A 15,030-nucleotide genomic window follows, 5' to 3' on the forward strand; every position below is an offset into this window, starting at 1 on the left:
GGAAAATTGAAGCCTTTTTCTTACAATAAATGTTGTTTTCTGTTAAGATTGTAAATAATGAAACTGCTTTTATAAAAAATACGTATATATTAAAAATTATTGATAAAGCTCCAAATAACAATAAGTTAATGAAGTTTTAAACTTAGATTTTGTTTTAAAATAAGTTAATTATATTATATTTGAGTGCTATTAAAGTAAGTGAAAAATATATCTTTTGGCGATGCATTTCGTCGATGATTTTTGCATTTTAAAGAATGTTTGTTGGGATTTTATTTTGTTAACTCGCTTTTTTTTATACATTTACAACTTAAATTAAAATATGCTGTTAATAATAACAGTATATGTGTTCAAGTTTGAATACTTTTATTTAGAAGCGATTAAAAATTTTGTTGACACTATAGTTTTATAAATCATTACTTTTAAAATAAGGGTTAATAACTTACTTTTTATACATTAAAAGTAAAAAATGGGAATACAAAACAGGAAAATTTTAGCCTCAATCTTATTTGTATTAATAAGTTTTGTATGCAACGCTCAAGTAGATGGAACACCTCCTCCTCCAATCCCTCCACCTCCACCAGGACTTCCTATTGATGGTGGTATTGCTTTTCTGGTAGCTATAGGTTTATTTTATGGAATAAAAAAGAAAATAAAGTAACTACTCTTGCTTTAACTCGTGAAGCCTAGTTATATATTTGCCTAAAACATCAAACTCTAAGTTTACTGTATCACCAACCTCTATTTGTTTGAAAGTTGTATGTTCATAAGTGTAAGGAATAATTGCAACACTAAATTCATTTTTTTTAGAGTTTACAACCGTTAAACTAACGCCATTAACAGTAATAGAACCTTTTTCTATTGTAATGTTGTTAAGTGAATCGTCATACTTAAAAGAAAATAACCAGCTTCCGTTTTGTGATTCTTTAAAAGTACAAACTGCTGTTTGGTCAACATGACCTTGAACAATATGACCATCTAGTCTATCACCAAGTTTCATTGCTCTTTCAAGATTAACACCTTCGTTTAATTTTAAACTACCAAGATTGGTTTTTGCTAATGTTTCTCTTATAGCAACAACAGTATGTTCATTATTGTCAATGCTTGTTACGGTTAAGCATATTCCGTTATGAGATACACTTTGGTCTATTTTAAGTTCAGATGAAATATTACTTTTTACTGTAAGAACTAGGTTTTCATCTTCATGGCTTAACTTGGTAACGGTACCTATTTCTTCAATAATTCCTGTAAACATAATGTCGAATAAATGGTTAAATTTGTAACTGTAAAAATACACACTAAGAAAGTATTTTAATGAAAAAAGAAGAAAAAATTACAGTAGGAATTTCTATAGGAGACTTAAACGGTATTGGGCCAGAAATCACATTAAAAGCATTTGAAGACTCTCGAATGCTTGATTTTTGTACGCCAGTTGTTTTTGCTTCAGTAAAAGTGATGTCCTTTTTTAAAAAACATTTCAATAGTAGTATAAATTTTCATGGTATAAATAATTTAGACCAAATAGTTGAAGGTAAAGTAAATGTCTTTAATACATGGAAAGATAATGTCAATATTGAGTTTGGTAAGGAAGACCCAAAAATTGGACAATTTGCTATAAGGTCTTTAGAGGCTGCTGCATCTGCACTTAAAAGTGATAAAATAAACGTTTTGGTTACAGCACCTATTAATAAGCACAATATACAATCTGATAAGTTCAAATTTCCTGGACACACAGATTATCTTGCTAAAGTTATAGGTGGTAAAAGCCTCATGTTTATGGTAACCGATTCGTTAAAAGTAGGCTTGCTTACAGATCATGTTCCTGTAAAAGATGTGCCAAATCATATTACGCCACAACTTATCGAAGACAAAATACATACGGTTTATACCTCACTTAAAAAAGACTTCAGAATTAATAGGCCCAAAATTGCAGTTTTAGCAATAAACCCTCACGCAGGAGACAATGGTGTTATTGGAAATGAAGATGATAAAGTGCTTGGGCCAACACTACAAAAAATTAAAGCATCAGGAAAATTGGTTTTTGGACCATATTCAGCCGATAGCTTTTTTGGTTCAGGCAACTATAAAGGGTTTGATGCTGTGGTAGCTTCCTATCATGATCAAGGATTAATTCCTTTTAAAACTATTGCCTTTGGAAATGGTGTAAACTTTACTGCTGGCTTAGCTAAAATAAGGACATCGCCAGATCATGGAACAGCTTATGAAATAGCAGGAAAAGGTATTGCAGACGAAAGTTCTTTTAAAGAAGCCATCTTTACAGCATTAAAAATATTTAAGAATAGAACTGAATATAACGAGCTTTCAAAAAACCCATTAAAAAAAGCGCCAAAAAAGATATAAACAAAAATTGTTTATAACATCGGCTACTTAATAAAAAATTTATATATTTGCAGGCTCAAAATGAATGTGGATATGAAGTTGTTAAAAGAGTATACAATCCCTTTTGTGGGATTAAAGCTAGGGAAACATCATTTTGATTATCAAATTGATAAAAAGTTCTTTGAGCATTTTGAGTATGATGAGTTTAATGATGTTAACGTAAAAGCAGAATTGCTTTTTGAAAAAAAAACAACCTTTTTAGAATTACATTTTAAAATAAAAGGAGACGTTAACGTTAATTGTGATGTGTCAAATGAGCCTTATAACCAAAAGGTAAAAGGTACTTTTGATTTAGTTGTAAAGTTTGGCGAAGAGTATAATGACGAGCATTTAGATGTGCTTATTATTCCTCATGGCGAATACGAAATCAATGTTTCACAATACATCTATGAACTAATAGTATTATCAGTTCCAGCAAAAAGGGTTCACCCAGGAGTTGAAGATGGTACACTAGAGTCAGAAATGCTTAAAAAGTTAGAAGAATTAAGCCCTAAAGCTGAAGAAAATAAAACCCAATCAGAGGAAATTGATCCTCGTTGGAATACATTAAAAAAACTATTAACGGATAAATAATATAGAAAATGGCACATCCTAAGAGAAAGATTTCTAAAACTAGAAGAGATAAAAGGAGAACACATTATAAGGCATCAGTGCCTCATATTGCAACATGCCCTACAACAGGAGAAGCTCATCTTTACCATAGAGCTCACTGGCACGAAGGTAAATTGTATTACAGAGGTCAAGTACTTATAGATAATTCTGAAAAAGAAGAAAATTTAGCATAACTATTATGCGCGCATACAATAAAACGCTCTAAACAGAGCGTTTTTTTTATGATTAATTTTTGAAAGTCTTAAAAACAACTTAATTTGCATAATATTTGACCAAAAAAGTGGTGATTTTATACAAAAGTTACTTGTTTTTGACACTTTTACCACCTTTTTTGAGATAACTAATTAATAAGCAATGAGTAAAATCACAGCAGCAATAACAGCTGTAGGAGCTTTTGTGCCTGAGTTTGTACTATCAAATAAAGTCTTAGAGACTATGGTAGATACAAATGATGAATGGATAACAACCAGAACAGGTATAAAAGAACGCAGAATACTTAAAAAAGAAGGCGAAGGCACTTCTTACCTTGCAGTTAAAGCAGCAGAAAACTTAATAGAAAAAAAGCAAATCGATCCTAAAGAAATCGATTTGGTAATTGTTGCTACAGCTACACCAGATATGCCTGTAGCATCTACAGCAGTTTATACAGCCACTAAAATAGGAGCTACCAATGCCTTTGCATACGATTTGCAGGCTGCATGCTCAAGTTTTCTTTACGGTTTGTCAACAGCATCTAGCTATATAGAATCAGGAAGATATAAAAAAGTGCTACTTATAGGAGCAGATAAAATGTCTTCAATTATAGACTATACTGATAGAGCTACATGTATTATTTTTGGTGATGGAGCAGGAGCTGTACTTTTAGAACCTAATGCCGAAGGCTTAGGTTTTCAAGATGAATACTTAAGAAGTGATGGCTCAGGAAGAGAGTTTCTTAAAATAGAAGCAGGAGGTTCAATATTGCCTCCAAATGAAGAGACTGTAAAAAACAAACAACATTTTGTACACCAAGATGGTAGAACAGTGTTTAAGTTTGCTGTATCTAATATGGCTGATGTTTGCGAAAAAATAATGCAAAGAAACAACCTAACACATGATGATGTGTCTTGGTTAGTGCCACATCAAGCTAATATGCGAATCATAGACGCTACAGCAAGTAGAATGAATTTAGAAGATTCTAAAGTACTTAAAAACATTCATAGATATGGTAATACAACATCTGCAACATTACCATTACTATTAAGTGATTTCGAAGACAAACTAAAAAAAGGAGACAATTTAATTTTTGCTGCTTTTGGAGGTGGATTCACTTGGGGATCAATATATTTAAAATGGGCATATAATTCCTAACTAATAAAACCAATTTAATTAACTAATCTAATTTATTATGGATATAAAGGAAATTCAAAACTTAATCAAATTTGTTGCCAAGTCTGGAGCAAGCGAGGTTAAATTAGAAATGGACGATATAAAAATCACCATTAAAACAGGAAGTGACGATAAAGGAGAAGCAACAACCATTGTACAACAAATTCCAATGGCTCAAACACCAGTTGCTCAACCAGCAGCAGTTGCTGCAGCTGAAGTTGTAGCATCAACTCCTGTTGCACCAGCAGCTTCAAATGAAGATTCAAAATATGTAACTATAAAGTCTCCAATAATTGGAACATTTTACCGCAAGCCTTCACCAGACAAGCCTGTTTTTGTTGAGGTAGGAAGCACTATTAAAGAAGGTGACGTATTGTGTGTTATTGAAGCGATGAAATTATTCAATGAAATTGAATCTGAAATTTCAGGAAAAATCGTAAAAGTACTAGTGGACGATGCATCACCAGTTGAGTTCGATCAACCATTATTTTTAGTAGATCCATCATAATTCGAAGTTTAAAGTTTACAGTTAAAAGTTCAAAACTATTTTAGCTAGAACTCTAAACACATAAACCATAAACTTTTAAACTCATCTAGTTATGTTTAAAAAAATACTGATAGCCAATAGAGGAGAAATAGCACTTCGTGTTATTAGAACCTGTAAAGAAATGGGCATTAAAACGGTAGCTGTTTACTCTACAGCAGATGCTGATAGTTTACATGTAAAGTTTGCTGACGAAGCCGTTTGTATTGGTCCTGCACCAAGTACAGAGTCTTACCTAAAAATGTCTAATATAATTGCCGCAGCCGAAATTACTAACGCTGACGCAATTCATCCAGGATACGGATTCTTATCTGAGAATGCTAAGTTTTCTAAAATTTGTGAAGAGCATAATATAAAATTTATTGGAGCCTCAGCTGAAATGATCTCTAAAATGGGAGATAAAGCAACAGCTAAAGCTACAATGAAAGCTGCAGGAGTACCATGTGTACCAGGTAGTGAAGGTATTATTGCCGATTTTGAAGAATGTGAAAAACTTGCAAAAGAAGTAGGTTACCCAGTAATGCTTAAAGCAACTGCTGGTGGTGGTGGAAAAGGAATGCGTGCTGTATGGAAACCAGAAAACCTTAAAGCAGCATGGGAATCGGCTAGACAAGAAAGTAAAGCAGCCTTTGGAAATGACGATATGTATATGGAAAAGCTTATTGAAGAGCCAAGACATATCGAAATTCAAGTTGTTGGTGACTCTCGTGGAAAAGCATGTCATTTATCTGAAAGAGATTGCTCGGTACAACGTCGTCATCAAAAATTAACCGAAGAAGTACCATCGCCTTTTATGACTGATGCTCTTCGTAAAAAAATGGGTGAAGCAGCAGTAAAAGCAGCAGAATTCATAAAATATGAAGGCGCAGGAACTGTAGAGTTTCTTGTAGATAAACACAGAAACTTCTATTTCATGGAAATGAATACTCGTATTCAAGTTGAGCATCCAATTACTGAACAAGTTATTGATTTCGATTTAATACGCGAACAAATTTTAGTAGCAGCAGGTGTGCCAATTTCTGGTAAAAACTACACGCCAAATCTACACTCAATTGAATGTAGAATTAATGCTGAAGATCCATTTAACGACTTTAGACCATCTCCAGGTAGAATAACTACATTACACGCTCCAGGAGGTCATGGTGTACGTTTAGATACTCATGTTTATGCAGGATATAGTATTCCGCCAAACTACGATTCTATGATCGCTAAGTTGATTACTACTGCTCAAACAAGAGAAGAAGCCATTAATAAAATGAAACGTGCTCTAGACGAGTTTGTTATTGAAGGCATTAAAACTACAATACCTTTCCACAGACAACTTATGGAACATCCTGATTATTTAGCAGGAAACTATACTACTAAGTTTATGGAAGATTTTGTAATGGAAAAACAAGTTGAAGAATAAATAATAGAACTCCGAATGAAAATTCGGAGTTTTTTTATGGTGTTCCTTTTGCTATTTCATGCGCAAAAGTCAGGCTATTCACTATATCTTTTTTCTTCGTTCCTCAAAAAAAGGATGCCGTTTCTATCCTTAACACAAGTCAAAAATACTACTAAAAAATAAGTACATTTACAGTAATAAACCTTTCGTCTTTTTGAATTTTAGTTACTGGGAAATAAAAACATGGTTAAGCAATATCGATTTTACTATTGTTGGTAGTGGTATTGTTGGTTTAAACTGTGCACTACACTTAAAAAATAAATACCCAAAAGCTAAAATTTTAATTTTAGAAAAAGGGATTTTACCTCAAGGCGCAAGTACTAAAAATGCAGGATTTGCTTGTTTTGGTAGCTTAAGCGAAATTCTAGATGATTTAAACACACATACAGAAGAAGAGGTTGTAAACCTTGTAAAAAAACGTATTGAAGGATTAAGGTTATTGCGAGAAAACTTATCTGATAAAGCGATAGATTATCAGCAATTGGGTGGTTATGAGCTTTTCTCTGAAACAGACCATGAATTATATGAAGATTGTTTGTCCAAGCGAGAATCAGTAAACAGCTTGTTAAACCCTATTTTTAAGGCTGATGTATTTGGTTTAAGAGGTAACGACTTTAAGTTCAAAAACATCAAAGACAAGTACGTTTTTAATCCCTTTGAAGGTCAAATAGACACAGGTTTAATGATGCAAGATTTACTAGAAAAAGTGTTGCATAAAGGCATTAAAATACTTAACAACCTTACACTAGAAGCATTTGAGGAAGCAACTGCTTCGGTTCATCTAAAAACCAATGCATTTGAGTTTAAAACCAAAAAGCTAATAATAGCCACAAATGGTTTTGCGTCTCAATTATTAGATGAAGATGTAAAACCTGCAAGAGCCCAGGTTTTAATTACAAAACCCATTGAAAACTTACCCATAAAAGGAACGTTTCATTTAGATAAGGGCTATTATTATTTCAGAAATATTGATAATAGAATCCTTTTTGGAGGAGGTCGACACCTTGATTTTAAAGGCGAAGAAACAACAGAATTTAATCAAACCAAATTAATTCAAGACCAACTAGAATTGTTGTTAAAAACCACCATTTTACCTCAAACACCTTTTGAAATTGACCATAGATGGAGTGGTATAATGGGAGTTGGTAATCAAAAGAAGGCTATTGTTAAACAAGTGTCCAATAATGTATTTTGTGGTGTACGTTTAGGAGGTATGGGAGTTGCAATAGGTAGTAGTATAGGTAAAGAGTTATCAGAGTTAATTTAAGTGAGTATCAAGCAAGAACTATACAGTCAGTGTTTAAATTTTGTTGAAAACAGAATTGAAGCTATCAAGCGTAACATAGAAGAAATTCAACAATCATTACTTTCTGAAACCAAAAGTAGTGCAGGAGATAAGCACGAAACAGGTCGCGCTATGATTCAGTTAGAGCGAGAAAAAGCAGGTGAACAACTTAGAGATGCTGAAGCTTTAAAAGAGGTTCTTTTTAAAGTAAATCCTTTAAGTACAACTTTAAAAATTACCTTAGGAAGTGTTGTTTACACTAGCGATTTAAATTATTTTATAGCAATAAGTGCTGGTCAAATACGTATTAACGGAATAGCGTTTTTTGCAATTTCTCCACAAACACCAATAGGTCAAAAACTAACAGGGAAAAGGATAGGTGATGAGGTTGTTTTTAGAGATAAAACCTTTAAAATCACTAAGGTTGGGTAACAACTTCTAAACACACGTTTGCTCCTTTTTCTAGTTTAGTATGGTGGTTAAAAAACACTGAACTTCCATTGTATATGGCTTCTATTAAAACATGTGTTCCCTTAAAGTAAGACTGTTTTACCGTAACATTCAGCTTTGAATTTTCAACCACTTTTAATTGATGTGCGTAGATAATTTGACCACCAATAGTATTAAACTCTCCAAAAAAAGAAGCAATTAAAGGTTCTTTAGGATTTTTAAAAAGAGTTTCAGGTGTGTTGTTTGCAACAATTTTTGAATCGTTTAAGACTAAAATTCGATCAGCATATCCTAAGACGTCTTCTTTATCATGTGTGGCAACAACGCAAGCAATGTTTTTTGCTTTTAAATAGTTAAAAAGATTTCGTCTTAGACTTTGTTTTTTAAAATTATCAATATGGCTAAAAGGTTCATCTAGCAACAATATTTCAGGTTGTTTTGCAATAGCTCTAGCTAAAGCTACACGTTGTTTTTGACCTCCACTAAGCAGTTTTACTTTAGTTTTGGCAAAGTCATTTAATTCAACTACTTCAAGAAGTTCATTAACGCGTTCTTTTTTCTCTTCTGGAAAAAAATTAGATAGGAATGCGCCTATATTTTCTTCAACAGAAGTAAAAGGCATTAAATCGAATTCTTGCGATACATATTTCATAAAGGGATAGCCAACAACAAGATTATACTTAGGGCCTAAAATTTCGGTAGTATTCCAAAACAGCTGTCCTTTGGTGCAATCCAATTCTCCGTAAATAAGCTTCAGCAGTGTTGATTTACCTGAACCACTTTCACCAATAATTGAGATGTGCTCTCCTTTTTTAACTGTGAAGTCAATATCTTTAAGTATAAAATCTTTACTGTATTTAAATGAAATGTTCTTTACGCTTAGCATGCTGCAAAAGTACCATAAAAAAATCGCTCAGTCACTTGAGCGATTTTAGAAATTTTATATAAAAAGTATATTACTGTTTTATAAATTTTTGAGTTTTAATTGAATTTCCAGAAATGATTCTTAAAACATAATTTCCTGCACTTAAGTAGGATACATCTATGATTGAAGCATCTAATTTAGCATTGCTAACACGTTTACCTGTAAAATCGAAAATAGTGTAAATCGCACTTTCAAGGTTATCAGCAGGAAGAGAAATATTCAAAAAGTCTTTTGTTGGGTTAGGGTAGATAATTAAGTTATCTGTTAGCGTATCGTCCAATCCAAGAGTTTCTCCTTCAACAACAACTACACTAGTATTTATTGTTGGGTTTTCAACAATATCTATAATACCAGAAGGCCAATAAATAGTAATGTTATTAATACTTGTTTGAGAGCCTAAACCAAAGTGAGTGTTAAGTGTACTCATGTATTTAAAACCCTCTCCACTTCTTACATCTCTTATTTGAGTACCTGAATCTGTATGAATTTCAACTCTGGCCCCAATACCATGAATATTGCTAACTGTACCTACAGTATTAATTGTTATCCAGTTATTAGGTGTTGTATTGTTCCAGTATATTGTTTCGTTGTAGTAAGCATCGATGAAGCCATCATTGTTTAAGTCTCCAAACGATCCGTTGGCGTAACTCAATTGCGCATTATCTATATCTTCAAACGTGAGGTCTCCTTTTCCATACATAATTGTACCATTACAAGCAATATCTAAAAAACCATCATTGTCAAAATCATAGCTTACGTTTTCATGACCAGTAGGAGCAGTACTTACACCAGCACCAGAAGTTACATCGGTAAAAGTACCATTACCATTATTTCTCATTAATTTGTGACTTCCTGAACTTGCACCAACAAACACATCCATGTCTCCATCGTTATCATAATCTCCCCAAGTAGAAGACCATGTTTGCATTGGGTCGTCAAGTCCTAAGGCAGTAGCGTTTTCAGTAAAAGTACCATCTCCATTATTGGTTAACATTTGATTGGTTCTTCTCGCAACTTCTCCTCCGCATTTAGCAATAAACATATCAATATCTCTATCGTTATCATAATCAATCCAGATAGAGCCATAATTACCACCAGATGAATAATCGCCTAATCCACCTTGGTTAAATGTTAGGTTACCATTTCCATCGTTAATATAGAAAACGTTAGGAGCAACATCATGACAAACAAAAGCGTCGAGATGCCCATCGTTATTGATGTCAACAAAGTTTGTGCGTTGAGAAAATACGTCTTCAGGACCTGAGATTTCAGTAAAAGCAGTACCTGTATCATTTGCCTTCATAAAAGTAACTCCAAATGTGTTTCCATAAACTAGGTCTGTATATCCATTAGCATCAAAGTCTGCTGCTGCCATACTCCACCCAGGCATAAAGTCTGCTTCAGGTGTCGGTAAATTAGCTTCATTAAAACCTCCAGTACTTAATTGGTAATGAATATTTACATTAGTATTTGATACAGAAACGATATCGTCTAAGAAGTCATTGTTCATGTCTACAACAGTTAAATCGTAACCAGAGGCAACATCTATTGGGTCTTGAGTAAAGTTAACTCTAGATAATACAGGTGTAGTAAAGTTAACAGGACCTATCCAATTGCTATAATCTTCACCTCCACAATTTCCTCTAACATAAACTTCATAAGTTGTATTGTCTAATAAGCTACTAGCCTCATAAGGGTTATTAAAAGTTGTGCTTTCTCCTGATCCAGTTGGCACTCCTGTTCCAGCCAATTGAATAGCTATTTCCCAAGACGATTCTACATCACCAGCTTGCCAGAAAATATCTGCAGAATCATAAGAAACGTTACTCACACTAAGGTTAGTTATATTAGGACAAGCAGGAGGCATTTGAGAATAAATGGTTGGTGAGGTAAGACAAAAGCCCCAACCCCAAGAACCATTATCATTATAATGAATTCGATATTGAAAGTTTGCCAGTTGGTTGGCAGTAAAAGCTGAAATGTTTAAATGACCTGCATTTAAGGCTTCAGGTGGACCACCACAAAAATTGCTGTTTGGCGCACCAGATGAATTAGAGGTAATAGGAGTTCCCCAACTAATCCAACTCGAAGCGTCATCATCCCAATACTCTAAACTTAAAGATTCATCTTGATAAATACTAATAACGTAATTAGCGTCTACTAGTATCCATGTTTCCCCTGCATTATAAGCATTGGTGAGATTAATTACTGGAGAAACAGCAGCAATATTATTTATAGAGTTATCACCAGCTTCGTCTTCATCAAATGAAAATGTTGATGAATCTACTGTTGGGTTTTCTACAAAAATTAATGGATTATTATCATAGGTTCCTGATAGTGTCCAGTTGGTATTTGGCCAATTGGCTGATTGATTTAAAACTTGAGCACTTAAGCAGCTCGAAATTAAAAATAAAACTAGAGTAATTTTTTTCATATCATGATTAGTTTTAATTTATTGGCAATCTGTACTTAAGGAGTTTATCCATTCTTCTATTAATCTAACGCCTTCAACATGTTTTAAAGTTCTACCCAGTAAAGGCATTCTATATTGATCTTGCACAGAATTAATTCTAAAGTGTAGTATGGATTCGTTAAAGTTGTTTGGTGTTACTATTGTTGTTAGCCCTTCGACTTGCGTATCAGCATCAACACAAACACCCATGTTTTCTTGGTTGTCGTTTTCGTTAAAAGCAAAACGCATTGACCTGTACTCACAATAACTCTCGTCTGAGTGACAATGCGCACAGTTTATATCAATGTATGACCTAGCTCTAATTTCTAAAGGAAGCGACTCATCTTCCCAGTTAACAGTTGATACGATGTTGGAAGGTATGGTGTTTTCTAGGTAACCAACCTCAATCCACTTGTTTAATTGATTTTTTAAACCTTCGGAGTAATTGTATTCTTTATTTATATTTTGCGGTTTAGGACCAATAGGAAGTGGAGTTCCAAATTTGTTATGGCAAGTAAAACATTCATTTTTGGAGGGTATTCGGTAATTAACCGTTTTAAGTTGTGAGTTTTCTATCCACTCGATACTTTTAAAGCTGCCATCATCTGTAAAAGTCGCTTCGGTTTGTTCATCATTCCAAACATATTTTGCAAAATCCCAACCTTCATCAGTCATGTACATTAATCGGGTTTCAATAAGTACGGTTGTATTTGTTGGTTGAACATTTTCGTAATAAAAATTTTTAATCAGTACTGTACCAACAGGAAAATCGAAAGGACTGTGATCATTAATATATTGAGCTGAAACATTATTAGGCATCCATAAAAAACGTTTTTTATGAGCATAATCACTAAATAGAGGAGAGCTAAGATCGTAAGGAACAACTCCTGAACTAGGATTTAAGTCTTTTAAAGTTCCAGTAAAAAACCCATACTCCGATAAGTTTTGATAAGGTATTTCGTTAAGGTTGAAGCTTACGGTTGAGGCTGAAGTCACAGTAATAGATACAGTTTCAGTAACACAGATTGAGGAGTTTTCATTTTCACAAACTGTGTAAGTAAAGGTGTCTTGACCAGTAAAGTTTGGACTTGGAGTGTAAACCACAAGGTCATCTAAAATAGTTTGCGTGTTATTGTTTAAAATTTCCACAAAACCATTAGAAGCAGTAGTTATTGTTAAAAAACCTTGTTCGGGAATATAACCATCGTTTTCAAAAATAGCTATTTGAACAGAAACAGACTCTTGAGTTGAAGCAGTATCAAGACTTGTTTCAATTTCTCTTGAAACATAATTATCGTCTGAACCACAAGAAAAGCAAACAAGTAATATTCCTAATAACAGAGCTTTTTTCAACATAAGTAAGAAAAGAAGCCTAATATAAGAAATATATCTACTTAAAGCTAAAAGCTTTTAAGATATGATGTGTTTATTGTTAAATAGTTTAGTATTTGATAAATTTTTGGGTTTTAATTGATGCGCCATATACTACTCTTAAAATATAGTTTCCTGAATTTAAATGTGAAACATCAATAGAGTTTTGACTAAGTTTAGCATTTACTACACGTTTGCCAGTAATATCGAAAATGGTGTAAAAAGCATCTGCTAAATTGTCTATTCTTCCTAAGTTTAAAATATCTTTAGTTGGGTTTGGATAAAGAATTAAATCATTAACCATTGAATCTTCTAGTCCTAATGTATTAGCTCCTTCTATAATTGTAATGCTTCCGTTAATTGAAGGGTTGTTAACTTGATCGATAATTCCTGATGGCCAATAAATTCTTATATAGTTTATAGAGCTATCTGTACCAATACCAAAATGTGTATTTAATGTACTCATGTGCCTAAAACCAGTTCCGCTTTGAACATCTCTAATTTGAGTTCCTAAAGCAGAATTAATTTCTACTCTAGCTCCAATACCATTAATATTACTATAACCACCAGCTTGATCTCCAATGGTAATAATTTTTATCCAGTTATTACTGTTGCCATCATTTACATAAACGCTATTAGTAAAGACATCTAAGAAACCATCATTGTTTATATCGCCAATTGAGCCACTAGGAGGACCACTATATACATTAAATTTTAATGTGCCATCACCAAACAAAATAGATCCATTTGAAAGCACATCTAAATACCCATCATTATCAAAATCACCTGCAACACACTCTATTCCTTGATTAGCGCTACTTATACCTGATCCTGCAGTAACATCAGTAAAAGTACCATCATTATTGTTGCGCATTATTTTATGGTCGTTTGCAGTACTTGAGCCAATGTAAACATCCATATCTCCATCGTTATCAAAATCACCCCAAGCCGAAGACCAAGTTTGCATTATATCGTCTAAACCAGCTACAGTTCCTACTTCGGTGTAAGTTCCATTTCCATTGTTTCTGTACAACTGGTTTGTTCTTCTTTCGGTACTACCGCCACATTTAGCCATAAACATATCTATATCTCTGTCGTTATCATAATCGACCCAAATAGAACCATAGTTTCCACCCGAAGCATAATCTCCTAATCCATTAGTGTTTTCATAGATGAGATTATTAGAACCATCATTAATATAGGATACGCTAGGAGCCGTGTCATGACAAACAAATGCATCTAAATGACCATCATTATTAATATCAACAAAGTTTGAACGTTGTGAAAAAACATATTCAGGACCAGAGATTTCGGTATATGCAGTTCCTGTTGAGTTAGCTTTCATGAATGTTACGCCAGAGTTCCCTCCATATAAAAGATCATTGTACCCATTAGCATCCCAGTCTCCTGCAGCTAAACTCCAAGACGGTTTATAATCAGGATAAGAAGTAACTATTTTGGTTTTTTGAAATGCTCCTCCAGCTAATTGATAACGAATAAAGATATAAGGTTTTTCAACAGTTGTGTAAATAGGGTCACCTTCAATATCATATCCTGAAACGTAAGTTGAATCGGTATTAACGGCAACTAAATCGTCTAGAAAATCGCCATTCATATCTACCATACCTCTTTTGTAAGAACCAGACATTCCAGAAGCCTGAGTTGTAAATGTAACAGGAACAGGAGGAGTTGGAGGATTTTCGGTTAATTCAAAGTCAAAGTCATTACTATCTGTATACTTGTTGTCCCAAACAATGTAGTACGTTTGATTTGCAGTTACCTCTACTGTTAACACAGATAAATACGAACCAGTATTTGTTCCTGTAAATGTACCTGAATCATCATCACCACTAACACAAGTTAAGCTTCCACAGGTTCCTGTGTAAATGTGTAAGCGAGTATCTTTATTTCCATTAACAGGAAGGTCAGAGCTCACCGTAATTGAATAATCAGCAGTTGGCACATATTTAACCCACTCAGCAGCAGTAACACTTGAGCTACTACCTGTTATACAAAAATCACTTGGTTCATCGCCATCTATTGTTCCTACAGAGTAAGTTCCGGCAGTAATTGTTGGAGCATTAAACGCATCAGTACATGAGTTATAACTTTGAGCGTTTACTGAAACAGTAACAAAAAAGGCAAAGATTGATATTATTATAGGTTTCATAATTAAGTT

Annotated in this window: 14 protein-coding genes; 9 read left to right on the plus strand and 5 right to left on the minus strand. The window is 33.5% G+C overall.

Annotated elements, in window-relative coordinates; genetic code table 11:
* The first annotated feature begins 466 nt into the window (after positions 1 to 466).
* Positions 467 to 658 carry a PID-CTERM protein-sorting domain-containing protein gene (locus DMZ43_RS04680; RefSeq protein WP_129759831.1) on the plus strand — a complete coding sequence of 64 codons (192 nt, stop codon included), beginning with the start codon at positions 467 to 469 and terminating at the stop codon, positions 656 to 658.
* Here DMZ43_RS04680 and DMZ43_RS04685 read toward each other — a convergent pair whose 3' ends face one another.
* A complete protein-coding gene (locus tag DMZ43_RS04685; protein WP_131506425.1) occupies positions 659 to 1,252 on the minus strand; it encodes a riboflavin synthase in 594 nt (197 codons plus the stop codon).
* 59 nt (positions 1,253 to 1,311) lie between these two features.
* Between DMZ43_RS04685 and pdxA the strand changes: the two genes are divergently transcribed.
* The 8 genes from pdxA to DMZ43_RS04725 all read left to right on the plus strand — a co-directional run bounded on the left by pdxA (position 1,312) and on the right by DMZ43_RS04725 (position 8,085).
* Positions 1,312 to 2,358: a 4-hydroxythreonine-4-phosphate dehydrogenase PdxA gene (gene pdxA, locus DMZ43_RS04690; protein ID WP_131506426.1), complete on the plus strand. Its 1,047-nt coding sequence runs from the start codon at positions 1,312 to 1,314 to the stop codon at positions 2,356 to 2,358.
* 72 nt (positions 2,359 to 2,430) lie between these two features.
* Entirely contained in the window at positions 2,431 to 2,970 is a 540-nt protein-coding gene (locus DMZ43_RS04695) for a DUF177 domain-containing protein (RefSeq protein ID WP_129759834.1), read from the plus strand.
* A gap of 8 nt (positions 2,971 to 2,978) precedes the next feature.
* The gene (rpmF, locus tag DMZ43_RS04700) at positions 2,979 to 3,182 is read left to right on the plus strand and encodes a 50S ribosomal protein L32 (RefSeq protein WP_129759835.1); all 204 of its coding nucleotides are present in this window, start codon (positions 2,979 to 2,981) and stop codon (positions 3,180 to 3,182) included.
* A gap of 181 nt (positions 3,183 to 3,363) precedes the next feature.
* Complete coding sequence (locus DMZ43_RS04705; protein WP_131506427.1) at positions 3,364 to 4,359, plus strand: beta-ketoacyl-ACP synthase III; 996 nt, start codon at positions 3,364 to 3,366, stop codon at positions 4,357 to 4,359.
* Between the two features lie 37 nt (positions 4,360 to 4,396).
* Positions 4,397 to 4,885 carry an acetyl-CoA carboxylase biotin carboxyl carrier protein gene (gene accB / locus DMZ43_RS04710; RefSeq protein WP_131506428.1) on the plus strand — a complete coding sequence of 163 codons (489 nt, stop codon included), beginning with the start codon at positions 4,397 to 4,399 and terminating at the stop codon, positions 4,883 to 4,885.
* Between the two features lie 91 nt (positions 4,886 to 4,976).
* Positions 4,977 to 6,329 carry an acetyl-CoA carboxylase biotin carboxylase subunit gene (accC, locus tag DMZ43_RS04715; RefSeq protein WP_131506429.1) on the plus strand — a complete coding sequence of 451 codons (1,353 nt, stop codon included), beginning with the start codon at positions 4,977 to 4,979 and terminating at the stop codon, positions 6,327 to 6,329.
* 193 nt (positions 6,330 to 6,522) lie between these two features.
* Positions 6,523 to 7,635, plus strand: a complete 1,113-nt coding sequence (locus DMZ43_RS04720) for an FAD-binding oxidoreductase (RefSeq protein WP_131506430.1) — start codon at positions 6,523 to 6,525, stop codon at positions 7,633 to 7,635.
* Positions 7,636 to 8,085, plus strand: coding sequence for a GreA/GreB family elongation factor (locus DMZ43_RS04725; protein WP_131506431.1), 450 nt, complete (start codon positions 7,636 to 7,638; stop codon positions 8,083 to 8,085). It abuts the gene before it with no gap.
* Here the strand turns inward: DMZ43_RS04725 and DMZ43_RS04730 are convergent.
* The 4 genes from DMZ43_RS04730 to DMZ43_RS04745 form a co-directional block, all read right to left on the minus strand.
* Positions 8,072 to 8,989, minus strand: a complete 918-nt coding sequence (locus DMZ43_RS04730; RefSeq protein WP_131506432.1) for an ABC transporter ATP-binding protein — start codon at positions 8,987 to 8,989, stop codon at positions 8,072 to 8,074. The genes DMZ43_RS04725 and DMZ43_RS04730 overlap by 14 nt on opposite strands.
* A gap of 70 nt (positions 8,990 to 9,059) precedes the next feature.
* A complete protein-coding gene (locus tag DMZ43_RS04735; protein ID WP_131506433.1) occupies positions 9,060 to 11,462 on the minus strand; it encodes an FG-GAP-like repeat-containing protein in 2,403 nt (800 codons plus the stop codon).
* 18 nt (positions 11,463 to 11,480) lie between these two features.
* Positions 11,481 to 12,836, minus strand: coding sequence for an Ig-like domain-containing protein (locus tag DMZ43_RS04740; RefSeq protein ID WP_131506434.1), 1,356 nt, complete (start codon positions 12,834 to 12,836; stop codon positions 11,481 to 11,483).
* Positions 12,837 to 12,921: 85 nt separating this feature from the next.
* Positions 12,922 to 15,021 (minus strand): FG-GAP-like repeat-containing protein, encoded by a 2,100-nt coding sequence (locus tag DMZ43_RS04745; protein WP_131506435.1) that lies wholly within the window; start codon positions 15,019 to 15,021, stop codon positions 12,922 to 12,924.
* Between the last annotated feature and the right edge of the window lie 9 nt (positions 15,022 to 15,030).

Source organism: Meridianimaribacter sp. CL38 (assembly GCF_004328055.1).
GTDB classification, from domain to species: domain Bacteria; phylum Bacteroidota; class Bacteroidia; order Flavobacteriales; family Flavobacteriaceae; genus Gaetbulibacter_B; species Gaetbulibacter_B jejuensis.